Source organism: uncultured Dysgonomonas sp. (assembly GCF_900079725.1).
In the GTDB taxonomy this organism is placed as follows: Bacteria; Bacteroidota; Bacteroidia; order Bacteroidales; family Dysgonomonadaceae; genus Dysgonomonas.
Window position 1 is genome coordinate 3,938,186 of the sequence record NZ_LT599032.1, and the last position, 24,414, is coordinate 3,962,599.

Here is a 24,414-nt window from a genome sequence, read left to right on the forward strand (position 1 = left end):
TGGGTTATGAGTTATAAGTCAGATTGCATGATTCATTCGGCATATAAAAGGTATGGCTTGCGTTGTTCCCTGAATTTTTCGACATCATCTTTCCACATTGCTTTTATTTCATCGGCCGATCGTCCTTCCATTATCATTTTCCGTATGTAAGATACTCCTACAAGCTTTTCGAAAAACGGGCGGAAGAAATGGTCGTCCAAATTTAAGTTTTTATAAGCATCTATGATGTATGACAGGTCAAAACCTTTCTTAAATATTTCTTCATCCGGTATATTTCTCAGGTCTACGCCGAAACATTCACGGTCGAGTTGAGGTGGATTTTTTGCACCCGGAATACTTCGGGGTGTGAATGAAAATGAATATCCTTTCATATTAGGATGCCCGTATACCTGAAACGGGAATTGAGTGCCTCTTCCCAAACTCACAGGTGTGGCTTCGAACAGGCATGTGGATGGGTAAAGATATATTGACTTCATATTCGGTAAATTGGGAGATGGAGGGACTGGCAACCGGTACAATGTCTGATGTGTATAGTTCTTGCATTTGATAACAGTCACATCACAGACACGGGATTGAGGCAACCATCTTTCTCCGTTTATCATCAGGGCGAGTTCGCCTAATGTCATGCCATGTACTACAGGTATAGGTAGCCATCCCACACCGGATTTATGTTTCATATCCAGAATAGGGCCATCTATATAGTGTCCGTTCGGATTGGGACGATCCAGAACGATTACTTTTTTATTATATTCGGCGCATGCATCCATAAGCCGGGCCATGGTGATATAGTATGTGTAGAATCTCAACCCTACATCCTGTATATCAATGATAAGGACATCGAAAGAGTCCATTGTTTCCGGACTTGGTTTTTGATCCTTTCCGTCATACAATGAGCGTATCGCTATGCCGGTCTTTTCATCGACAGAACTCGAAACATGTTCCCCGGCATCGGCATTTCCCCTGAACCCGTGTTCGGGAGACAGGATACATATCATATTGATCTTGTTTTTTACCAATATGTCTACTAAATGTTCTTTCCCTACCATGCCTGTATGATTGGACATTATCGCTACACGCTTGTTTTTCAGGATGGGGAAATATTCATTAGTAGATTCTGCACCTACTATAACCTTGTTGCTTTGAGAAAAGCAAGTAAGGGATAGGGATAACAGAAGAATTAATGATTTGAATACTTTCATTTTTTTGTTTGATATTCGGATTTATAATCAAAAATAATCAAGTGTTGAGTAAAAACAAGAGGTAAACATAGGCTGTTCACCCCTTGTTTTGATGTGTCATTACTAAATCTAGTAACGGGATCGTATGCTAAACAAATCTTAATCGGCAGTATCCCACCATACCGGAAGCGAATTTACTGTAGGCAACTTGGCCTCAGGGTTTGAAGCGGCATGGTTTTCGGAGTTGTAACCTGTTTCTATTGTACAATGCTGGAATCTTCGTATCCAGTAACGCTCATTCTTCGGATCGTCTGTAGGGAAATGGGTTTTGCTCGAACTGTTGAACTCATATGGGCGATCGAAATCGATATAAACAACTCCAAAATCCTTAATGTTCCCCGCACTGTAATTGAAGCGGCGCATGTCATTCCAGTTTTGTAGCGAATATGAGCAGGCAATGAACTTTTGCTGCATAATCTTAGCCATAGTCAGTTCGCCTGCACTTTGTGCAACAGCTGCACTTTTCAGAAAGTCATCGATGGCTGTGGCAGGTATCACCTGCTTGCCGAATACGGTCTGATCATAATCTTTTAATTTATCATTCATTAATTCCATATGTGCTCTGATACCGTCTTTGTAAGCTGTTAGAGCCCCTCCTTTGTCTCCTTTGCGGAAAAGAACTTCAGCTTTGATAAAGCACATTTCGGGATATGCCAGCAGATGGCCGGGAGCATCGGCACGGGTATAGAATGTACCTGTAGAGATGATCTGGGCTGTTTTTCCGTTATAGCGGTTAGCTATATAACGGTCATCTTTGGCATCGCCGGGTGAGGCTTTGATCCATGATAATAGTTCGGAATAGATAGGTGTGTATATAGAGTCACCTCTTCTGTCGACCAGTTGAGTGGCGTTGTACCAAATGTCTTTAGCCACAGGGAAAATATTCCCGTTCATATCCTGTGTTCTGGAATAAATATCAAAAGCTACAGGACCCGATTTGGTACGAATATCACTTTTTATAAAATCTACACCTGCGGCGCGTACATATTTCAATTCGTTATTTATCATATATTGTCCGTTGGGAACGAGCAGGTCGGTACGGGGGTCTACTACTCCGCTACCTCCTGTAAAGGTATTTGTCAACAGGTCGAGATACCATTTAGTAATACGCGAAGTTGTATTCGACAGGTTTGTATGTTGTAAAGCCCGTATACCGGATTCATCCTCATTTGCCGAGTTTACATAGCGCATTATTGTACTTTCACTGTTATTCTTCGGTGCTTTATCCAGAGCTGCTAATATTGCATCAGGATCATATGCATTCTTTTTTGAGAGGTTGTTTAGCCAGCGCGCTTTGAGACCGTAGGCGAGTTTCAACCATTTGTCTTTATCTCCGTTATTCCATAGGTCTCCGCTAGCGAAAGATGTCGCTGTTGAAGGCTGATCTTTCTGAAATTCGGCAATTGCCTCGTCCAGCATAGCCAGACATCCGTAGAATATAGTTTCTCCGTTATCGTACTTTGGAGTTATTACATTGGTAAGGGCTTCAGTATACGGCATTTCACCATATACATCAGTCATTGTCATAAATCCCCATGCGTGTATCAGCTTTGCTGCACCTACATATGACCATGCTCCTTCCGCTGTTGCCTTTTCAATCAGTGGTTTCAGATTGGCAGCTGTATATATGAACCATGCCTGATATGGCCATGTAGTAGAGGCTGATTGCGGATCCCATTTGATAAGATAATCATTGTATGCAGTTCCGTAAGATTTTCCGATGTTTCCGGTAAACCAGCAACCTCTGGTTCCGGATGATTCATAACTATCAACAAAATTCTGCATAATACCTCTTAACCGAAGATCGGGAGTAGGTACGGTATTGTTGGGGTTATCAGGATTATCGTTTATATCCAGATAATCATTACAGGCACTCATACCTATCAATAATAAGCCTAAACAGATATATATTATTTTTTTCATTGTATGTATTATTAAAGTATATAATAAGATGTATTCGGATATAAAATCAGAATGTTAAGTTAATACCGAAAGACATTCCTGCTGTTGCAGGTACACCATTATAGTCTATACCGACGCTGCTCGAACCGACTGCTCCGGATCCTGCTGCACTTGTTTCAGGGTCCATACCTTTATAGTTGGTAAATAGCAAGAGGTTTGTTCCTGTCACATTGATAGACATTCCTTTGATAAATTTAGTCTTATTGAGTAGCTTGCTAGGCATATAGTACGACAGAGACAATGATCTTAAACGCAACCAGTTGGTATTGGTCATGTAGTTTGCCGATTCATAGTTATAATATGTATCCCAATATTTCTGTATAATCTGATATCCACTTTCGGCTTTAGCTGTTCCACTGGAAACTTCCTGTCCTTTCAGATAGAATTTGTTTGCCTGGAAGGTGTATGTCTTTGATTCCAATTGTTGTGTGTCCGGATTTTTTGCCACACCTGATAATGTAAGTGACTCGCGATCCATACTTCTTTTGCTCATACCTATACCTGTCATGAAGTAATCTGTTCCGTTATAAATGTCTCCGCCGATTCTGAAATCGAGAAGGAAAGACAGTTCAAAATCCTTGTACCGGAATGTATTAGTAAAACCACCGGTCAGTTTAGGCTCACGGTTACCGATATCGTATATTTCTTTTCCGTCTGATGTAGGCATACCGCTTTCCCAATCGAGAATCATATTTCCGGCTTCATCTCTGTTATATTTAGATCCAGATATTCCCATGAAGTTACCACCATTGAATGAAGCTGCTTTTGCACTTCCTACCTGTACGTCAGTTACATAAAGTACGTCTATTCCCGGTAATAAATTATTTACTTTCCCTTTGTTTCTAGCTAAGTTGAGCATTGTGTTCCATGAGAAATCCCTGGTTTTTATCGGTTCGGCTTTAATAGATATTTCAAAGCCTTTATTTGTAATATCACCTGCATTTGTGGTCATAAATATATAACCTGTTGTCTGAGATGTTCTCGGACTTAGCAGCTGATTTATACTCTTGTTTGAATAATATGCCATATCAAAACCTAGTCTGCCGTTGAGAAATCCTAATTCGAGTCCAATTTCTGTCGATCTTGTTTTTTCTGGAACCAGAATATCGTTACCATGTGTCCATGCATCTTGTATCCCAGTACCACCAACGGTAGGGAATGGAGGGTCTATATATGTATTTGTTACATACGGGTCGGCATCTTTACCTACTTCGGCCCACGATGCTCTGATCTTTCCATAAGACAGGATGTCATTCTTAGGCATCACTTCAGTGAAAAGAAAACTTCCGCTGACTGAAGGGTAGAAGTAAGATCTGTTATCTATCGGTAGGGTCGATGTCCAGTCGTTACGTCCTGTAACAGTGGCATAAAGCATGTTCTTGTATCCCGCTCTGAATTCTCCATATGCTCCAATCAGTCTTTTTCTACTGTTTCCTTGAGCTATACGGCGGTCTTCATTCGCAGTATTGTTTATGTTGTAAAAGTTTTCAGTAACAAAGTTCCACGCTCTGTATCGGTTAGTTTTTACTTTGGTGTCTTCTACAGATTGTCCCAGTAATAAATTGAGGTCAAAATCTCCGAATTTCTTTGTGAAATTCATCATGAAGTTTGATGATAAATATTCATATGTCCTGTCATTTTCAGATAACATCCCTTTCTGATATATCAGGTCTACACCGCCATTTGCGCCGATTATTCTTTTGGTGTTGGTTGTGTATCGGTCTGTGCCTGCGATATATGCAATGTTGAACCATTCGGCAATATTCAATTTTGCGTTTATAGTTCCCGTAAAGCGGGTTGTTTTTTCTGTAATAGGATTTCTGTTTATAATCCAGTACGGATTATCTACGTCAGCAGCCGGAAGTTGGAGCCCTTCAAACATACGGTATCTGCTGCCGTCTTCGTTAAGCCAGTGTTTCATATCATCACTTCTTGCCCATCTGTAAACGGAAGATATAGCACCTGTTCCACCTGATCCTGTCAGCCCTGTACTGGTCAGAGCCTTGTCTGCCGATCCTACTGAATAGGCTACATTTGCACCTGTAGTGAGTATACCATATTTTTGTTCACCATTGAAGCGGAAGGTTGTTTTTTCAAATCCGGTTTCAGGAATAATACCTGTTTGGTCGTAACGGGAAGCGGAAAGGAAATAGTTGCTGTTTTTGCTACCCCCTGATATGCTTACATTGTTGTCCCATGTGCTACCGTTCTGAAAGAAATCTTCCATATTGTTATACACTTGCTCTCCTTCTTTGAATGCAGCTCCCCATGAGTTCATGGTATAATCATCCAAAGTTCCTGATTGGTTATAGTATCCTCTTTTGTAACGGTCTTGTTGTTCAGGATAACGATTCACCCAAGAAGTACTGAATTTTGAATTTACATTCACTTTTACTTGTCCTTCCTGCCCTTTTTTTGTTGTGATCACGATAACACCTGCTGCTGCACGCGAGCCGTAGAGGGCCGATGCCGCAGGACCTTTCAATACCGATACATTCTCTATATCTTCCGGATTTATGTCCATAATACGGTTGCTATTGGTCGAGTTAACGCGTGTGGCACCATCAAAAGCACTATTACCTCCGGCATCAGTAGAGTTGTCATATATCATTCCGTCTACTACGAAAAGTGGTTGGTTGTCACGTTCGAGCGATGTTCCCCCACGAATGATTATACTGGCTCCGGCTCCGGCTGCACCACTACTTTGTGTAACATTCAATCCGGCTATTTTGCCACTAAGAGAGTTGAGGATGTTTGTACTTTTGTTTTTCATTAGTTCATCGGCATTAATATCCTGCACGGAGTATCCTAATGCCTTTCTCTCTTTCTTTATACCCATTGCTGTTACAACAACTTCATCCATCATCTGGGCATCTTCTTCCATAGTGATATCAATCACACTGTTTTTTGCCGCAACAGAAAGGGGTTTAAATCCTATGTATGAAAAATTCAGTACCTGATTGTTGTCCCGTACTGTTATGGCATATTTGCCTGATCCATCAGTCATTGTACCAGTGATTGTTCCCCTTATAGTGACGCTTACGCCAGCCAGGGGTTCTCCATTTCTATCTACAACAGTTCCTGTTATAGTTTTTACCGTTTGTTGCAAATCTGTAGGATCTTCTGATTTTCCCGTGTTTGCCTGCACATCTATACTCCCTGCGGTAGATAATACTAACCCTGCAAAGAGGATACACAAAAGTTTCTGTATAAAACTTTTTCTGGCTTGTTTTAATGCGGTCATAGTAACATAGGTTTAATTTTAAAAAATAATTGAAAGCGCTTACTTAATAAGTTTGACTAAATAGTGTTTTTTATAGCAGAATTGCCTATAAAACAAGGTTCGTGATGTCAATATTATGCGTCGTTGCGGTATATCCGCTAATAGAATTATTAATATTTAGATACTTAAATTAGAATAAATTCACATTTAAGAATAAAGAGGATTTTTACTTCATTGCTAATTGCCTTATCAATAGAAGTAATTTAGAACTAAGTACTTTCTTTGTTTTTATGTTACAATTACTATAGGATATTGCACTAACAAATATAAATTAATATATTTAAATAAAATGCGTATTGTATAAAAAGAATTCAAGAATTAACTATTATTAAATGTCTTATACAAAAATTAGGTTATTTGCTGTAGGTTTGATGAGTTCTTAAATTATAGCTGAGAGATTGTCTTTCTGGATAAAATCCGTCGGGTATTGTGTTGCGGATAGTTTTTGTTTTCTTCTAAGATTTAGGGTGATAGGTTGCCAGGCGATATGTATGGTTGTTCATTCTGTATGTTCTCGTAATAGGTTGTTGGTAGATATTTCATTAAATAGAAAAAGCACGTCCTGTGATAGAACGTGCTTTTTATTTTATAGGGATATTTACCAGCCCGGATTCTGGGTTAAAGTATATCCTTTATCTTTATAGATTGTTATTTGAGCCGCCGGTATGGAGCGCAAATAATTTCTTTCTGACTTTATGTCTCCTTTTACAAAAGATCTTAATGGTGAAGTAATGCTGAAATAACTTATGTATCCCTTGGTCGGGGTTGCTGTCGGATTTTCAGGATCGAACAGTTTTACGGCTGTGGCTATTCCCGGATAATCCGCTTTGTCTATCCACGCACCAAGTACTGTTTTGTTAGGATTGTTAGAAGTACCAGTGTTCAGATATTCAAATTTTGCCCATCTGTTGAGATCATCGCTGCGTCTGCCTTCCATTATGAGCTCGGTGCGGCGCTCTCTTCGTATTTCCCATAATACAGGATCTACAGAAGGATCACGGTCGGGGTCGTTTATAACGATGTTGTTAACGGCTATGTTGTTCCCGCTAAGAGTGACATTCGGCATTTTTCTGCTTACGGCAGGGGTTTCTCCCCATTTGGTTAAGTTTCTTTTTCTTATTTCATTGATGGATTTGTCCAGATCTGCCTGACTGAATGCTTCTCCGCCTATTTTGCTTATTTCGTATCGTGCTTCAACGTAGTTGAGGAGTACTTCGGCGTAGCGTATTATGGGTGCATCTGCCGGGCTGAGGATTCCTGTAACATACGGAGATCCTCCCAGAAGCCAATCTTCGTTAAGGAATTTCTTAGAAGCGAATCCTGTTGGAGAGGCGGCGCTGAACAAACCGGAGTTTAAGATGCGGAGAGTGTCTACGAATGTATCATATATCCTAGGGTCACGATCTTTGAAAGAGTTTTTGATGCTAGGATCTGATTGTCCCTGATAGGACGGGGACTGTCCTATCGGAAGGCCGTCAAGACATAGATAACTGTCGATAGCATCGATGGTTGCCCCTCCTAATTTTTGGTCTTCTTTAGCATTATAGGCCATTAGTGCGTTACAGGCTATGCCTGTGGTGTATTCCCTGTAGAATATTATTTCAGGGTTGTCGGCCAGACTTTCGCTTGTAAATAGTGCGTTGTATGTATTACCTATCGAATAACTGTGTGATTCTATAACACTCTCTGCTCCATCAATAGCTCCTTTAAAGAATTTTGAAAGCTCGGTGTTGCTTACTGGCTGGGATGTCGGGCCAACGGTTGTACCATGATATTTCAGCCATGTAGCATGGTAAAGCATATTACGCGACATGAATGCTCCCACAACGGATTTGTTGACCTGGCGTACTCCGTCATTTGCTCTGATGTATTGCAAGGCATAGTTGTAGTCTTCCAATATCTTATTTACAACTGTAACTTGAGGGTCGCGGTCTTTATACAGGGTGTCGTAATCCTTGGCATCTACGACAGCCAGTTCTATATATGGTACATCTCCGTATGTCTTAACCAGGGTGCTGTAGGCTGTTGCTCTAAAGAAACGGGCAATAGCCATCCAGTGATTTTTAGCTTCGTCGGAAATGGTCATACCCGGAATTTTTTCGAGCATGACATTGGCTTTGCGAACAATCTTGTATTGATCTGTCCACAAGGCAGTGACACTATTGATTCCGGTTGTATTCGTAGTAGGGAAAAATAAGCGTTGATTTGTGTCACTCACATTGTCACTAGTGAGAAGGAAGTCATCGTTGTATGAGTCTCCTGAAAAATAGCCGCCAAAAGCCCTGTAATCTTGAGCATATCCAACAAAATAGGTTGAATAGAAATCTTGGGAATAGGCTCTTAAGCTTACTTCGTCTACCCAGTACGAGTCGTTTGCCAGCTTGTCCAAAGGAGCTTTGTCTAGGAAATCATCACAGCCGGAGTTGGTTGCGAGAGCTAATAAACATCCTATATATAATAAATATTTTTTCATACGATAATTTTGTTTTTAACGGATGTATGGAAACTCGCATAACAAAGTTGCCATGTGCTTTGATGAATTGTTGTTTATGCTCGTTTTCATAATTTCCAATTTTTAGCAATCAATTATAATGTAAGTTGTAATCCGAAAGAAAGGGTTCTCTGATAAGGGTAGCTACGGCCGAAATTTCGGGAGTCGGCTGCTGTTCCTACATAGCGGACATCTATCTCGGGATCGATATCCGGTTTTACATTATCAAATTCGAATAGGTTTTCTGCCGTAAAGTAAACTCTGAGGTTGTTTATGTAAGCTTTCTTCGTTAGAGCCCGAGGGAGTGTATAACCTACAGTCAGGGTTTTGCATCGCAAGTAAGCCATATTGAGTAGGTATCTGTCGTTTACCTGATAGTTGCCGGAGGCTACCTGGGAATAGTTCATCGGACGAGGGTAGAACGCATTCGTGTTTTCGGGACTCCAGTAATCTTCTGCTCCTTTATAATAAGGTTCACCAGCAGTATAGCCCGGTAATACCTGATTGCCCATTGCCCACAGTTTACGCCTTCCAACACCCTGGAAAAACATGCTGAAATCAAATCCTTTGTAATCAGCTCCTATGCTAAATCCGTATTCGAAGCGAGGCATCGCGTTTCCTATTACAGACATGTCTTTGGCGTCATCCACTCTTACGCCTTTTCTGATGTATCCGTCGCCATCCAGATCCTTATATAATACATCGCCCGGGGCAAATTTGTAATTTGCCGGAAATACTTCGGCCTGATTTGGTATGCCTGTTACGAGATTCCCGTTTGAGTCAAAATCACTTTCCTGAAGCAATCTGTCTACCTGTAATCCCCATATATCTCCCAGGATCATACCTTCTCTGTAGACTGCTACATCTGTAGACCATCCATTTCCGTTACCTCCATAAGTTGGTATGGTTGAGTTGTTCGACCATTTTTTTACTTTGGTCTTGTAGTCTGTAATCTGTCCGCCTAGTGTAATTGTCAGGCCGCTGGAGAATTTGTGATGGAAATCGGCGGATAATTCCCAGCCCGGGGTTTCGAGTTCTCCCATATTCTGATATGGGCTTGTTGCGCCTAATGTAGCAGGAAGAGCTTGGGAAGCAAGGACATCACTGGTTGTTCTCTTATACCAATCGAATGTGATGCCTAGTTTGTCGTCTATGAATCTGGAATCGAAGCCTATATCCACGGTTTTCACCTTCTCCCATGTCAGGGATTTGGATACAACTGTAGGTGCACTTACTGATGTTTGTCTTACGCCATTTATTACCCAGCTATCCAATTGTCCATCGAGTGTAGATATGAATCGGTTCAATCCTACATCCTGATTGCCGATAGTACCATATGATGCTCTTATTTTTAGAGATGAAAGTGCCGGGTAGAGTTTCTTCATAAAATCTTCTTCCGATATCCTGTATCCGGCAGAAACCGAAGGGAAAAATGCGAACCTGTCATCTCTCGGGAATCTTGACGATCCGTCATAGCGTCCATTTACCTCTAAAAGGTAACGGTCTTTGAAGGAGTAGTTGATTCGACCGAAGAAACCTGCAACAGCCCAATGTGTGTGTTCGGAGCTGGTGGTTGCGTCTCCTACGGCAAGGTTGAGTTCAGGCTTGGAGGCGCTTAATAAACCTTTCTTCTGTGCCCAGATGTACCGGTATTGGCTTTGTTCGATATTAGATCCGGCTATTACTTTGAAGTCATGATCTTTTATTTTCTTGGAATAGGTTGCTACAATGTTGTTTGTGAGGGTCTGAGTACGTCCTCTTTCTTCGTACACATAGTCATAGCTTGAAGAGATGTAGTTACCGTACGAATTCATTAATTTCTCCAGGGAATTATGTGCTGTGAAGATATCGTATGCATATACTTTATCTCCAAATTTCTTGTAACGTGATTCGATGGTGGTGTATACAAAATCAAAATCAACAGTTAGTCCATCCATTGGCTTTAGTGTCAATCCAGCACCCAGGCGCATATAGTCTTTCTTACGCCGGGTCATCGGGGCTTGTTGCAGCTCGGTTAAGGCGCTTCGGAATGGCTTTCCGTCCAATGTGCCGTATGGGTACATCGGTTGCCATCTGTACAGGTAGTACATGTGATCATATAAATCCGAGGCGTACATAAACGGTTTGTCTAGATCGGTTTTTGTATACATCGCATTTGCCCTGACAGTCATATATTTGCTAAGCTCAGTATTTAGTGTGATGTTTGTATTGTATCTGTCATACATATCCGGATTCACTTTGGTGAGTCCTTCCTGATGGATATATCCCAGCGTTAATCCATAACTTGTTCTTCCATTGCCTCCACTTATAGAGAGGTTGTGAGATTGTTGTGGCATCCAGTCTTTGATGTACATGTCGTACCAATCCCATGTTCTGTAATAATGTGCTCCGGCGGCATCTATTTCAAAGTCGCGGCCGTAAACCATCTCCAATCCCAGTCCTTTACCATCGCCGTATTGTTCTGCCCAGGCTTTCATTCCGTCTACTGTTTTCTGGTCTACTATCATATTGGCGACCACATTGTATGAATTTGCAGGAGAAGGAGCTACCTTCATGCCGGCCAGATTGATTTCGGCTTGCTGCCAACCCGGTAGTTGTTCAGGTTTCTTGGTAGGCGTTCTCCAGGCAAAGTTGTTGGAGTAGCTTATTGATAGTTTATCGTTTTGCTGTTTTGCCTTTGTGGTGATGAGTATAACGCCAAACGCGGCTCTGGCTCCATATATGGACGATGATGCTGCGTCTTTCAATACTGAAATGGATTCGATATCATCAGGGTTTATCAGAGTTATGTCTGAAATCTCTACATTGTCTACCAGGATCAGTGGATTGGCGCTTCCGTTAGGAGAGCCTACACCTCCTCTTATCTTAATTGTAGGGGCACCTCCGATTTCGCCTGATTTTGTAGATACAGTCAAGCCCGGTACGGCTCCTTGTAATGCCCGGCCTATATCTGCAATCGGGCGGCTTTCTACGGTTTTGCCTAAATCAACGGATGCTACAGCTCCAGTCAGGTTCTCTTTTTTCTGAACTCCGTATCCGACAACGACGATTTCGCTCATTATCTGAGAATCCTCTTCCATGATTACATCGATATTGGTTTGGTCGGCAAGGATAGATACAGGTTTGAATCCTACATACGAGAAGCTAAGTGTGTGGTTGGCTGCTGCGTTGATCGAATATTTCCCATCGATATCTGTTATTGTGCCGGTGGTTGTGCCTTTGATGGCGACGCTTACTCCTATTAAGGGGGCTCCGGTGTGGTCCTTAACTGATCCTTTTACGGTTCTGGTGGCTTGCTGTAAGTCTGATGGTTCATTTGATTTATCAGGGCTTGCTTGCACATTTATACTCCCCGCGGTGGATAGTATTAATCCTGCAAAGAGGATACACAAAAGTTTTTTTATAAAACTTTTTTCTGCTTGTTTTAATGCGGTCATAGTAACATAGGTTTAATTTAAGTAATAATTGAAAGAGAATTACTGGACTATAATGATCTAAATAGTGTTTTTATAGCATAATTGCTTATAAAACAAGGTTCGTGATATCGAATCAATATATTATTGCGGTATACCGCAGAAGGATTATTAATATTTAGATACTTAAATTAATATAAATTCACATATGTAAATAAGGAGAATTTACTTCAGTGATCTATGATCTTGTTTATGAAGTAACTGAGCACTAATACTTTCTTTACTTTTATCTCAACACTACTAATAATATTATGCTAACAAATATAAATTAATATATTTGAATAAATTAAAGGAAGGTGGAAAAGTTGCTTTTGTTTAACTTTTATTAATCGTTATATACATAAATTAGTATTTTAGGCTATTCCGGTGATATTGGATTAATCCTTCGACAGGATTCTCTGTAATGCTGTCGATAACTATACCCAAATCGGTTGAGACCTGCTTCAGCATACTTGAGTATTTTTTTGCAACAGATCCGCAGAAACGTACCGGATAATTCGGACAATCATACTGTAAAACATTTCTTTCGAAGAAAATTTTAAAACTGTTATAAACTAAATCGTAGACATAGGGATGGCCGAGGTTTTCGGAAAGGTAGAAAGAAAGGACAGCCAAAAGCCTGTTAGGGAAAGGTTTGCTGTAGACATAATCCAATATTTGCTCCGGATCTATCCCGTATTTTTTGTAGAAGGGCGTAACTAGTTCGTCCGGCGCCAATCCCTTTAGGCAATCTGAAAGAAATGTTTTTCCGAGAAAGGCCCCGCTGCCTTCATCTCCGAGTATGAAGCCCAGTGGACGGACGTTTTTAGTAATCTCTTCTCCGTCATAGAAGCAGGAGTTTGAACCCGTTCCCAGGATACAGGCTATTCCGGCTTGATCATTAAACAGAGAACGTGCAGCACCTAATAAATCGCTTTCGACAAATGCAGGAGTGCGGAACTGGGATTCGAGTGATGCCTTCACCACACTCTTTTTCTCGGCAGATGAGCATCCGGCACCATAAAAGTATATGGATTGGATTTTTGTTTTGAAAAATATTTCGGGTAACTGTAACCTGATAGTGTGGCTGATTTCTTTTCTCGATTCGAAATAAGGGTTTATCCCGTCAGTGAAGGAGTGTTCGGAAACAGTCGTTTTACTAACTAAACACCATTCGGTTTTAGTGGATCCGCTTTCAGCTAAAAGTATCATCGTCGTATAGTGTTTATGTGAAAAATGGAAACCTGTATTTTATCGAAATCTTCTTATATGCAAATATATAAATAATATAAAGAATTCGAATAGCCGGGATATGGTAATATATATGTATATTTTAAATAAACTTTATCTATATAGGGAAGCCGTGGTTTAGCGTTCTTTGACATGTTTGATAAAATTGTCCGGGCAGAAAGAAGAGTAACAGAGGCTAAAGAATATTTCTTTTTTAGCCTCTGTTACTTTTAATAATAAATATGAGATCTATAGAAGAGCTGTAATTCTTTTCAGGGTTACAGTTCTTCTTTGTACATTTTATTGAATTTTGGTTTGATAAACAGGCGTAAAGACACATCGTAGTTAAGATAGCTCCATACCCAGTCTATAAAGACAGATACTTTATTTCTCATACCTACAATCGACAAGATATGTACCCATAGCCACAGCCACCAGGCGAACCATCCTCCAAAGCGGAATTTCCCTAAATCAGCAACTGCGGCGTTGCGTCCAATGGTAGCCAATGAGCCTTTATCTACGTAGGTGAATTTTTCCCAATTATTACTATTGATTGTAGTGTTAAGGTTTTTTGCGAGGCGTTTTGCCATCTGCAAAGCTACCTGTGCTACCTGCGGATGCCCTTTAGGACTTTTGTCCGATATAAGAAGGGATGTATCGCCTATCGCAAATATGTTGTCATAGCCTTGCACCTGATTGTATTCGTTAACGGCAAGCCGACCACGGTTATATGCTGTTTCAGCCAGTCCTTTCAGGCTATTGGGTTTTACGCCTGCAACCCAGAGTACGTTGCGCGTGCGAATATTGGTGCCGTCGCTGAGTTCTACAAATGGCTTGTTATAAGATTTCACAGATATATCCTGATGAATGATTACCCCTCGGTTCTTTAAGGTGTCAGCCGCTTTTTCTGATGCTTGTTCCGACATGGCAAAGAGTAATCGGGGAGAGGCGTCTACCAGATGGATTTCCATCTTTTCGAAATCTATTTCGGGATAATCTTTAGGTAAAATGGATTTCTTCATATCAGCCAAGGCTCCGGCAAGCTCCACGCCGGTAGCACCCCCCCCGACGATGGTAAATGATAGGATTTCTTTCAACTCTTCCTCGTTATCGGTACTCAAAGCTTCTTCGAAGCTAAGTAATATTCTGTTTCTGAGCAGCAAGGATTCCGAAACAGATTTCAGGGCAAAAGTACTTTCTTTAAGGCTGTCGTTTCCGAAGTAATTGGTGTCGCATCCTGTCGATATAACCAGATAGTCGTATGTAATATCTCCTATATTTGTTCGTACTACTTTCTTTTCAGGGTCCACATTCTGTGCCTCACACATACGGAAGTGAAAATTCTTGTTCTTCTGGAAATTCTTACGGTGAGGGTAGGAGATAGAACTGGGCTCTAATCCTCCGGTAGCTACCTGATAAAACAAAGGCTGGAATTGGTAATAGTTGTTTTTATCGATTAAAACAACCTGATATTGTTTCTTGTCTATCTTTTTAGCCAGTTCCAGACCTGCAAATCCACCGCCGATAATGACCAGCCTCTTTTTTGTCCCCGTGTCGGGTATGTTTGCTATATTGTTCATACAATGTTAGTTTATGGTTTATTAAATAAAAAACCACTATCACGATAGGAGTATTTAGGCTCCTATCAGTGTCAGTGGTAATAGTTTAAGATATTATTATCTTTTTATCCTTTGGCTTTTGCCGCCTTTCTTGCTTCTAATTTAGCTTTTATTACCTCATATATTGCCGGTAGAATAGATACGATCACGATAAGAATAACTACTTTGTCGAGATTCTTTTCAACCCATTCTAAACGTCCGATAAGGGCTCCCAGGGTGCAGAATATAACAACCCATGCTATACCTCCTATAACATTATAAGAGAAGAAATGTTTATAACTCATCCTGCCCATACCTGCAACAAAAGGCGCAAATGTGCGCACTATCGGTACAAAACGTGCTAGTATAATGGTTTTTCCCCCATGCTTTGCATAAAATTGGTTTGTTTTTTCCAGATACTCTTGCTTGAATATTTTGGATTTCGGGTTGCTGAAAAGTTTTTGCCCGAAGAAACGTCCTATGGTATAATTAACTGCATCGCCAATGATTGCAGCAACTATAAGTATAGCTATGAGAAAATAAATGTGGAGAGGATTATCGGGGCGTACAGCTATCGCTCCTGCCAGGAATAATAAAGAATCGCCCGGGAGAAAAGGAGTGACAACTAATCCTGTTTCACAGAAAATAATCAAAAATAATATGGCGTAGACCCATACTCCATAGTCGGTTACCAGCATGTCAAGTGTGCCGCCGGTGTCTCTTAACAGATTGAGGAAGAAGTTCCATACTTCATGTAAAAATTCCATTTTCTAAGTTTGAGTTATATTTGAAATAATGAAAATGATGGAATATGCATCCCATCATTTCCTGTTTTTATTTTACTAATAGCCCGGCAGCTACGGCATCACGCTTTTCTTTCCCGGCCAGTTGTTCTACCAGATTCAGGGCAAAGTCAATTGTAAGTCCGGGACCTCGGCCTGTTGTGATATTTCCGTCTACAACCACGGCTTTATCCGTTTGCAGGGTAGCACCTTTCAGGTATTGTTCGAAGCCCGGATAACAGGTCGCATTTTTGCCATCAAGTAATCCCAAGCCGCCTAATACCATTGGCGAGGCGCATATAGCAGCAACTTTTTCGCCTTTATTGGCAAAAGCCAACAGTTCTTTTTTCATATTCTCATGCTCGTTAAACTTTACAGTTCCACCCGGTAATATCAGTAGCTCTGCTTCGGAGAAATCTACCTGGTCGAACATTAAGTCGGCTGTAACCAGTACCTGATGGCTGGTCATCACTTGCTTACTGTCGGTCAGAGATACCGATTTTACATTCAATTCAGCCCGGCGTAGGATATCGATTGTAGCAATAGCTTCAATATCTTCAAATCCGGTTGTGAGAAATATAAATATAGTCTTCATCCCAATTTAATTTAGATTAAACTTATATGTGATTGTTCCTTTCTGATTAATGACAGAAGATACTGCATTAAACTTTGTTCTCTTTGCCGCTCTTAAGGCTTCGTTGCGCAAGTTGGTATTCGGAGTATTGGTTCCTTTACCTATATTTACTTCTACAACATCGCCCTTGGCATTAACAACTATATCGACAACTACAGTACCATAGTCGTCGACCGAATAGTTGGGCTTAACAAGACCTCCGCCGCCAAGACTGCGTCCTCCCAGATCGAAAGAACCCCAGCCTCCCACGCCGGAAGTTTTGCCATAGCTGGCATTTCCTGTAGGTACGCCTTGCGTTCCTTCTCCCGTTCCTTCACCACGGCTGCCACTGCCTGTTCCATTACCAAACAGGCCTGCCATTTGGTTGTTTATCTGGCCTTTTTTAGCAGCTTCTTGTTGGGCGACACGTTCGGCCTCGGCCTTTCTATGTTGTTCGGCAGCCTCCTGTTGTTTCTTTTCTTCGGCTTTCCGTTTGGCTTCTTTTATAGCTACTGTTTCTTCAAAGTCCTGAGTGACGGCTGTCTTCTCTGTATTGGTTACAGTTGGCTTTGCTTTGACAGTGGTATTCTCTACCATGGGGATGGGATCCTCCACTACATTCGGAGAGGTTGCTTCTGCTGCACCCTGATTTCCATTGCCCCTGCCAAAGGGCTCATCATCACCACCTGCGTCGGCTACATTACCGAACATAACGGGCACTCCACCCAATTCGTCGGAATGACGTACGACCGGCGATGGTTTCAAATAGTAAAACAATAGGAACAGGATGATCAACAGATGAAAACCTGCCGTTCCTATTATACTTATCATTTTATCTTTTTGTGCCTCCATATTTTAATCCAATAATTCGGGAGTTTCTTTTAAACAGTTTTTATAAGCCTTTATCGTTTTTTCCAATCCCAGATATAAAGCATCACTGATAAGCGCATGCCCTATAGATACTTCGTCGAGCCAGGGAATGTTCTTGTATAAAAAGTGCAGGTTTTCCAGGCTCAGATCGTGCCCGGCATTTACGCCAAGGCCTAATTTCTTTGCATATTTAGCAGCTTCTATAAAAGAAGCAATTGCAGCTTCTTTATCTTTACTATAGTCACTTGCATAAGGCTCTGTGTATAACTCGATACGGTCTGTTCCTGTTTTAGCGGCAAATTCTATAATCTTCAGATCCGTTCCTGTGAAGATGGAAGTCCGTACACCGACAGCCTTAAATTCATCGACCAAGTCGGATAGCAATTGCTGATTTTCGATGGTGTCCCATCCCGCGTTGGATGTTATGGCATCCGGTTTGTCGGGAACAAGTGTTACTTGCGTGGGTCTGATTGTTGTAATCAGGTCTACGAACTTTTGAGAGGGATAGCCTTCTATATTCAGTTCGGTTTTTATTTTGGCTTTCAGGTCATACACATCTTTAAACCGGATATGCCTTTCATCCGGACGGGGGTGTACAGTAATTCCTTGTGCACCGAATTTTTCACAATCGAGGGCTACTTTCACTACATCAGGAATATTTCCACCACGCGCATTACGTAAAGTCGCTATTTTATTTATATTTACACTCAGCTTGGTCATAAAAACTATTAAGGTCACAGACCCATTTATTATTTATTAAGTAAAATAATGACAGTAAGTTATGATGCTAAATATTTCATCAAATTTTATATTTTACTTAAAATACGATCTCTCAAACATCAAATACTAAAATCTATCATTATTAAGTTAAAACTTTTTAGCAACTTTGCACAATGATACATCATGCAAATGTAATACGAATTGATGAAATAGTGTGTATCAGTTCCATTTTATTAACAGCTTGACTGTTTATTTATTTGGTATGAGTTTAACAAAATATTTATTGTTGTATTTTAATGTTGGATTCTTTTCTACTACGCGGAATTAAAATTCCTTGTGTTCGTTTTGGGCAATGCCAAAATGAACGTTCGAACGAAACGTAGTGAAGTAGAAAAGAATCCAACATTAAAATAAGACATTAATTTTTATTGATAACTTAGAGGTAAAATTATAAGATAATGAAGATTGCCATATTCGGAAGTAAGCATCAGAAGAAAGAGCAGATAGAAAAATTGTTCAAAATTCTATTGGATAATAAGACAGAGATATATCTTCAGGAGAAATTTTACAATTATCTTAAAGATGTACTCCATCTACAATACGATATTGCCGGTATCATTACCAATGACGAGTTCGATGCCGATCTGGTAATCAGTATTGGCGGTGACGGTACATTTCTCCGTACAGCCTCCATTATAGGAAAGAAAAATATTCCGATATTAGGTATTAATGCAGGACGTCTTGGTTTTCTTGCCGATGTAGGAGAAAAAGACCTGGAAGCTACATTTGCTGATGTATTCTCCGGGAATTACCGGATAGAGCATCGCAGCCAATTGCAGCTATCGACCGAACACAAGGATTACCTCGGGTTCAATTATGCATTGAATGAAATCGCGATATTGAAACAGGATACGGCATCTATGATAACTGTACATGCTTATATCAACGAAGAATACCTGACTTCATACGAAGCGGATGGGTTGATTGTCGCGACACCGACCGGCTCCACAGCTTATTCATTGAGTGTAGGTGGTCCGGTAATGACTCCGACAGCTGCTAATATTGTGATTGCTGCCGTTGCTCCCCACAGTCTTAGCAACAGGCCATTGGTGGTGACAGACGATTGTGTTCTTACGCTGGAAGTCGAAAGCCGTAACAAGAATTTCCTTATCTCACTGGATGGACGTTCCAACATATTTACTACGGGGACTAAGTTGGTTATAAAGAAAGCTGATTTTACACTGAGGGTTATAAAGCGCAAAGAGAATACTTTTTATAACACATTACGTAATAAGCTGATGTGGGGTGTTGATCCGCGACAAAGTTAGGATTTCTCATTTATTCGATATTCAGATTGTCAAAGAACTATATATAAAGTAAATAAAATAACACTTCTTCGTATTTTTTATTTGTCATTTTTTTATAAACGATTTAATCGCAGAAAGCTATTGACCGGTAGCTTTTCTATATAGATAAACCTATTTGATAATAATGACATTTTATGTGATAAAAAAGAAGGGATATTCTATATCCCTTCTTTTTTTATAAACACTATCTGAATAAATTCCACCTGTTATCCCTATAAAGACCTTCCCTTATATACATTCGAATCGGCTTCCTGATACAATTCTCCCCTAAAGTTTATTGTATTGCTGTTAAAGTTGGGGTTTATTGTGGCATTGCATTGATTGGTGCCATTGGTGAGACGCAAGGTAACAGTGGCTGATACAGCGGCTCCCTGTACTGTCATACTAAAGGTCACATTACCTTTCTTGTCTGTTTGTATTTTTACGTTCGAAGCTCTGCCGTCTACTGTTATACCACCTATTCCATTAGGCCCGGCATAGGGCGAATTGAAAGCCATTTGGATCGTTGCTTTGTCTCCATGCATAGAGATGAAATTTGTATTGGCCGTTACATAAGCAAAACGTCCGTTTCTGAAATCGATACGCTCTGCTTCTAATACAAATTCCCTGTCATTGAGTGCCTGAACTGCCTTTTCATACCACATTTTCTGTTCCGCTTCTTCGGCTGCGGCTTTGAGCGGATCTTGCTGAGTTTTGCATCCTGCAAAGATTAGCATAATTGATGTTAATAAAAATACAATTGCTTTCATAATCTTTTCTGTTTTTAGAATATAACAAAACCTACGGAAGAATAGTTTGCTTATTTAACGGAATTTTAACTCTTTAGATAACGTATTGGTAGTCAGGTTATATAAATAAGGTTTCGTGAATGATTTCTCCCACTGTAGGATGAGGAAATACAATTTTACGGAACTCTTCAACCGTAAACTCTTTCTCTATGGCTATACCTGCGATAACAATCAGCTCCGAAGCCGGATTGCCCAGCATATGGCAACCTATGATCTTTTCATCTTCACCGATTATTAATTTGCACATTCCATTGACTAATTCGTTCTCTGCCACAAAACGGCCTGAATATGCCATAGGAAGTTTCAATACGGTATGTTTTATACCTTTTGCTGTAAGTTCTTCTTCGGTTTGTCCTACTCCGGCTATTTCAGGATTGGTATATACTACTCCGGGAATCGCTTTATAACTCATTCTGTCCGCTTTGCCGAGAATATGGTTTACGGCCACTTCACCTTCACGCACAGCAGTATGGGCAAGCAGTGAATAGCCTGTAATATCTCCGCAGGCATATATGCGGGGATGCGATGTCTTCATAAATTCGTCCACTTTTATTCCGTTGCGGTACATCTCGATATTTAGCTTGTCAATGTTCAAGTTTGCTGTAACCGGACGTCTGCCCGTGCTTAACAGTATTTGCGCTGCTTCGACAGATGATTGCTCTCCGTCTTTTTCTATAATCACCTGACCATCTTTTACCTCCACAACTTTTGTGCCGAGATAGAAGCCGATGCCTTTTTTTGCATACTCAGTACGGAGCATGGCGGATAATTCCTTATCCATAGCGCCGAGTATTTCGGGCAACATTTCTATGACGCTGACTTTCACACCCAGGCTGTTAAAGAATGAGGCAAATTCCACACCGATAACTCCTCCGCCTATAATTGCCAGCGATTGGGGAACCTCTTTGTTGTCCAGCGCTTCTTTCGATGTCCAGTAGCCACTGGCGTCTAATCCTTTGATGGGCGGCACTATTGTTTCGGAACCTGTGCAGAGCAGGATATATTTAGCTGTATATGTTTCGTTATCATTGCCCAACAGTATATTCCCGCTGTTGTCTTCTCCTATAAGATGTACTTCCGCACTGATAATTTCCACTTCGTGGGCAGTCATTTTCTGTTTGATGCCGGCTACCAGTTTGCGAACGGTCTTTTGTTTGCGGGCGATTATTTTGCTTAAATCAAAGCCCGGCTGTCCTTCGACTGACACTCCATATTTTGCCGAATTTTTTATATTGTCTAATGCCTTGGCTGAATACAGCAGGGTCTTGGTCGGGATACATCCTTCGTTCAGGCAAACACCGCCTAATGCATTTCTTTCGAATAAAATAGTTTTTAAACCGTTTGCAGCGGCTCTTTCAGCGGCAGTATATCCGGCAGGGCCTCCACCGATAATGGCAATGTCGTACAGCATAGTAATTTAGGGAGTTAAAGAGTTATTTTTATTATGTTTTTTTATTTACGGATGGCGAATGTCATAAAGTACAGGTCTGAAACATATATATCTGTTTGATGGCAGAAATATTTCAAATCTTTCGGGTCATATCCATTAGTTCTCCATTTGCTAAGTAGCGCATCGGCATCATTCAGTATTCTGTTTTCATGAGATTGAACTTTTTGCATAATGCCATTCCCATCAGCAGAAATTAGTGCTGCAAGATTTATATAATCCGTACCCTCTCCGCGTGTGATCGGGAAAAGCTGTTTTTTCAGTTGGAGCGACCAGTCGCAAAGTTTTGCATTGCCTGTTTCGTCTGCCAGAAGTACGGACGGATATATATTCTCTTTATTCAGCCATACCGGTACTGCAACGGCTGTAAGCGGTGAACCCAGTATTGTCCACATTGTAGTAAGGGCGGGCGATTCTTTATCCTTTACACCCTGTACCACCATGACAGAGGATGTGCTATAGCGGGGGATAAAATCCCTGAAGGGTACGAATATCCGTTTGTTGGCATTCTCCGGCATCTGGTCATATAGGTTTACTCCTGTCAATCCGTGTGTAAGATGGCGGGATACATCTTGCAGGAGGAATCTGTAAGAGAGAGAATTTGATAATGACGCCTTGTAAAACAACGGCTCGGCAGCCTGATAGCGGCTTATGCCTTTATCGCGTTCCCTATCGCCGGAAAAAGAGTAGTTTGTGCGGACAATATATCCAAGGGGGGCGGTATTGGTATCGTTGGCGTCGAACTTTTTATAAGTATAATCTCCTGTTTCATAATAAGCTGCGCCACCTTGCGCGTCTATCACTCCGAAGTTGGCGCTCACATACATCGGCTTTGGCAATGAATCGAGCAGGCGTTCAAAGTCGGCCAGAGTGGCACAGCGTTGCAATGCCAGTTTCATAACCACGCCTTCGAGCTCGTCTTTACCGTCTTCATCGGGGTTGAGGTTGTAAGAAGCCGAATTCATTATGGCGAATCCGGTGGAGTTATAGCCTCCCCATACTTCTTTGCCTGCCTTGTCCGAACTGTTTACAATGCCTGTGTAGCTGTACTTGCCATCGGTGAAGTACATCAGTTTGTTTTGCAGGCTGCCTGTATCCCTGTGCTTGTAGAGTAACGGTCGGCCATCGGCAGTGTATTTACCCGAAATAATAGCAGTGGTACAGGCCAGTACAGGAAAAGATATGATGAAGGATAAGAGGAATATAAACAGAGTCCGCTTCATAGTTTCAAATTTTATCCTTTAAAGATAGGCTTTATTTTATGCTTATTAATTATGTATTGTTAAAAAGTAACAAAGGTAACAGATATATCAGTAAACAGTTATCAGTAAACAGTCAACAATTAGAACTCCTTTATACTTATTACTCAATACTTACGACTTTGAACAGGTAACAAAGGTTACAGTTTTTGCATTCTTTTGTAGGGGCGGAATATTTTCCGCCCGCAGACCTTTTTCTATTTCGGGCGGAAGATATTCCGCCCCTACAGTTTTCCCAAAAAGTAACAAAGGTAACACGGAAAGCAATTAATAATTAAGAATGAAAAATTAATAATTAGCTTGTCATACCGAGTGGAGCGAAGCATCTCGTCAGTAATCAGTTAATAACTTGTACCTCGTCTACTTGCAACTTTTCTTCAAAAGGTAACAAAGGTAACACTTGTTTCAGCTATCAGTTAACCGTCAATAACTCATACCTACCTGAAGAATATCAATAACCACGCAAAAGACTCCGGTAGCGCAGAGGCCTTTCTTTCAGGATGGCAGGTGGTTGAGGGGCGGGCGTCTGTTCCATAACTTGCCCTTGTTCCGCTTGCTCTTGCCCATTTTCCACTTTTAGTTCTTCACTTTTCACTTTTACATATGTTTCGCTCCTGTGACCGTTGGTTCGTTCTCTTTCCAGCTTCCTGTCCACAGCAGCTACTACCTCCGGATTGAGCGAGCCGCCCGAACGGAAGCCGTTCTCCTGCAAGATCATCAGCTCACGTTTGGTTTCCTCATCCTGTACTTCGATAATCAGCGGACGGCGTTCCGATGCCAGTAAGCGGTCTTTGTCTTTTTTCCTTTCTTCGCGGTCGAGTACATACTTTATCGCACGGATACTCGGCGGACAGAATTTCTTTTCCACCACACGGCATTTCTCCACATCATTCAGCGGATCGTTCTTATCGGGGACATAGGTGATTTTCTCTTTTTTCTGCACGTATCCCTCGAGCAGTTGTTTCAGTCCGATACGTGCCGAGGCTACCATCACCTCTTCCCTGTGGTCGATGGCTTCTTCCACCGCTTCACCGAAATCAGGTTTTGCCTTTTTCCATTCATAAAATGTTTTCCGGCTGATTTTAAATGTTTTGCAGATTTCGGAAATGCTACACAAGTCCTGTTCTATCATCCGGATAATCTCCGAGGCCGTTTTTTCTTTATACTTCATAAGATACTTAAATATTAATGTTTAATAATTAGTTTCTTATATAGATAAAGATATTTGGTTTTGATAAAACTCTGATTACAAAGTCGTATAGACTTTTTGAATCTGGTAACATTATAAAACAAATACCCTCTTTGTCATTTTGA

16 protein-coding genes are annotated in these 24,414 nt (G+C 40.9%); 1 reads left to right on the top strand and 15 read right to left on the bottom strand.

Features of this window, described 5'->3' with window-relative positions:
• Positions 1–32 precede the first annotated feature (32 nt).
• From QZL88_RS16205 to QZL88_RS16255, 11 genes are all read right to left on the bottom strand, one after another.
• On the bottom strand, positions 33–1,199 hold the full coding sequence (locus tag QZL88_RS16205) for a DUF1343 domain-containing protein (protein WP_296942819.1): 1,167 nt from the start codon (positions 1,197–1,199) through the stop codon (positions 33–35).
• 138 nt (positions 1,200–1,337) lie between these two features.
• Positions 1,338–3,161 (bottom strand): SusD/RagB family nutrient-binding outer membrane lipoprotein, encoded by a 1,824-nt coding sequence (locus QZL88_RS16210; RefSeq protein ID WP_296942821.1) that lies wholly within the window; start codon positions 3,159–3,161, stop codon positions 1,338–1,340.
• A gap of 46 nt (positions 3,162–3,207) precedes the next feature.
• Complete coding sequence (locus tag QZL88_RS16215) at positions 3,208–6,444, bottom strand: SusC/RagA family TonB-linked outer membrane protein (RefSeq protein ID WP_296942822.1); 3,237 nt, start codon at positions 6,442–6,444, stop codon at positions 3,208–3,210.
• A gap of 637 nt (positions 6,445–7,081) precedes the next feature.
• On the bottom strand, positions 7,082–8,956 hold the full coding sequence (locus tag QZL88_RS16220; protein WP_296942823.1) for a RagB/SusD family nutrient uptake outer membrane protein: 1,875 nt from the start codon (positions 8,954–8,956) through the stop codon (positions 7,082–7,084).
• A gap of 113 nt (positions 8,957–9,069) precedes the next feature.
• A complete protein-coding gene (locus QZL88_RS16225; protein ID WP_296942824.1) occupies positions 9,070–12,411 on the bottom strand; it encodes a TonB-dependent receptor in 3,342 nt (1,113 codons plus the stop codon).
• A 381-nt stretch (positions 12,412–12,792) separates the two neighbouring features.
• Entirely contained in the window at positions 12,793–13,638 is an 846-nt protein-coding gene (locus tag QZL88_RS16230) for a hypothetical protein (protein WP_296942825.1), read from the bottom strand.
• Positions 13,639–13,934: 296 nt separating this feature from the next.
• Positions 13,935–15,236: an NAD(P)/FAD-dependent oxidoreductase gene (locus QZL88_RS16235; protein ID WP_296942826.1), complete on the bottom strand. Its 1,302-nt coding sequence runs from the start codon at positions 15,234–15,236 to the stop codon at positions 13,935–13,937.
• A 104-nt stretch (positions 15,237–15,340) separates the two neighbouring features.
• Positions 15,341–16,021, bottom strand: a complete 681-nt coding sequence (locus QZL88_RS16240; protein ID WP_006799833.1) for a DedA family protein — start codon at positions 16,019–16,021, stop codon at positions 15,341–15,343.
• Positions 16,022–16,088: 67 nt separating this feature from the next.
• Positions 16,089–16,631, bottom strand: a complete 543-nt coding sequence (locus QZL88_RS16245) for a DJ-1 family glyoxalase III (RefSeq protein ID WP_296942827.1) — start codon at positions 16,629–16,631, stop codon at positions 16,089–16,091.
• Positions 16,632–16,637: 6 nt separating this feature from the next.
• Positions 16,638–17,480, bottom strand: a complete 843-nt coding sequence (locus tag QZL88_RS16250) for an energy transducer TonB (protein WP_296942828.1) — start codon at positions 17,478–17,480, stop codon at positions 16,638–16,640.
• Positions 17,481–17,504: 24 nt separating this feature from the next.
• Positions 17,505–18,239, bottom strand: a complete 735-nt coding sequence (locus QZL88_RS16255; protein ID WP_044216017.1) for a pyridoxine 5'-phosphate synthase — start codon at positions 18,237–18,239, stop codon at positions 17,505–17,507.
• 458 nt (positions 18,240–18,697) lie between these two features.
• Here QZL88_RS16255 and QZL88_RS16260 point away from each other — a divergent pair, with 458 nt between their 5' ends.
• Positions 18,698–19,567: an NAD kinase gene (locus tag QZL88_RS16260; RefSeq protein ID WP_296942829.1), complete on the top strand. Its 870-nt coding sequence runs from the start codon at positions 18,698–18,700 to the stop codon at positions 19,565–19,567.
• Between the two features lie 251 nt (positions 19,568–19,818).
• On the opposite strand, the gene QZL88_RS16265 is transcribed toward QZL88_RS16260, so the two are convergent.
• From QZL88_RS16265 to QZL88_RS16280, 4 genes are all read right to left on the bottom strand, one after another.
• Positions 19,819–20,355, bottom strand: a complete 537-nt coding sequence (locus tag QZL88_RS16265; RefSeq protein WP_296942830.1) for a DUF4251 domain-containing protein — start codon at positions 20,353–20,355, stop codon at positions 19,819–19,821.
• A 97-nt stretch (positions 20,356–20,452) separates the two neighbouring features.
• Positions 20,453–21,805, bottom strand: a complete 1,353-nt coding sequence (lpdA, locus tag QZL88_RS16270) for a dihydrolipoyl dehydrogenase (protein WP_296942831.1) — start codon at positions 21,803–21,805, stop codon at positions 20,453–20,455.
• A gap of 41 nt (positions 21,806–21,846) precedes the next feature.
• Positions 21,847–23,064 (bottom strand): carcinine hydrolase/isopenicillin-N N-acyltransferase family protein, encoded by a 1,218-nt coding sequence (locus tag QZL88_RS16275; protein WP_296942832.1) that lies wholly within the window; start codon positions 23,062–23,064, stop codon positions 21,847–21,849.
• 487 nt (positions 23,065–23,551) lie between these two features.
• Positions 23,552–24,271, bottom strand: coding sequence for a phBC6A51 family helix-turn-helix protein (locus QZL88_RS16280; protein WP_296942833.1), 720 nt, complete (start codon positions 24,269–24,271; stop codon positions 23,552–23,554).
• Between the last annotated feature and the right edge of the window lie 143 nt (positions 24,272–24,414).

Excerpts from the sequence above, each read along its gene's own strand:
- QZL88_RS16235 (WP_296942826.1), bottom strand. The coding sequence starts at position 15,236 with ATGAACAATATAGCAAACATACCCGACACGGGGACAAAAAAGAGGCTG.
- QZL88_RS16220 (WP_296942823.1), bottom strand. The coding sequence starts at position 8,956 with ATGAAAAAATATTTATTATATATAGGATGTTTATTAGCTCTCGCAACC.
- QZL88_RS16245 (WP_296942827.1), bottom strand. The coding sequence starts at position 16,631 with ATGAAGACTATATTTATATTTCTCACAACCGGATTTGAAGATATTGAA.
- QZL88_RS16225 (WP_296942824.1), bottom strand. The coding sequence starts at position 12,411 with ATGACCGCATTAAAACAAGCAGAAAAAAGTTTTATAAAAAAACTTTTG.
- QZL88_RS16210 (WP_296942821.1), bottom strand. The coding sequence starts at position 3,161 with ATGAAAAAAATAATATATATCTGTTTAGGCTTATTATTGATAGGTATG.
- lpdA (WP_296942831.1), bottom strand. The coding sequence starts at position 21,805 with ATGCTGTACGACATTGCCATTATCGGTGGAGGCCCTGCCGGATATACT.
- QZL88_RS16260 (WP_296942829.1), top strand. The coding sequence starts at position 18,698 with ATGAAGATTGCCATATTCGGAAGTAAGCATCAGAAGAAAGAGCAGATA.
- QZL88_RS16280 (WP_296942833.1), bottom strand. The coding sequence starts at position 24,271 with ATGAAGTATAAAGAAAAAACGGCCTCGGAGATTATCCGGATGATAGAA.
- QZL88_RS16250 (WP_296942828.1), bottom strand. The coding sequence starts at position 17,480 with ATGATAAGTATAATAGGAACGGCAGGTTTTCATCTGTTGATCATCCTG.
- QZL88_RS16240 (WP_006799833.1), bottom strand. The coding sequence starts at position 16,021 with ATGGAATTTTTACATGAAGTATGGAACTTCTTCCTCAATCTGTTAAGA.
- QZL88_RS16255 (WP_044216017.1), bottom strand. The coding sequence starts at position 18,239 with ATGACCAAGCTGAGTGTAAATATAAATAAAATAGCGACTTTACGTAAT.
- QZL88_RS16215 (WP_296942822.1), bottom strand. The coding sequence starts at position 6,444 with ATGACCGCATTAAAACAAGCCAGAAAAAGTTTTATACAGAAACTTTTG.
- QZL88_RS16265 (WP_296942830.1), bottom strand. The coding sequence starts at position 20,355 with ATGAAAGCAATTGTATTTTTATTAACATCAATTATGCTAATCTTTGCA.
- QZL88_RS16275 (WP_296942832.1), bottom strand. The coding sequence starts at position 23,064 with ATGAAGCGGACTCTGTTTATATTCCTCTTATCCTTCATCATATCTTTT.
- QZL88_RS16205 (WP_296942819.1), bottom strand. The coding sequence starts at position 1,199 with ATGAAAGTATTCAAATCATTAATTCTTCTGTTATCCCTATCCCTTACT.
- QZL88_RS16230 (WP_296942825.1), bottom strand. The coding sequence starts at position 13,638 with ATGATACTTTTAGCTGAAAGCGGATCCACTAAAACCGAATGGTGTTTA.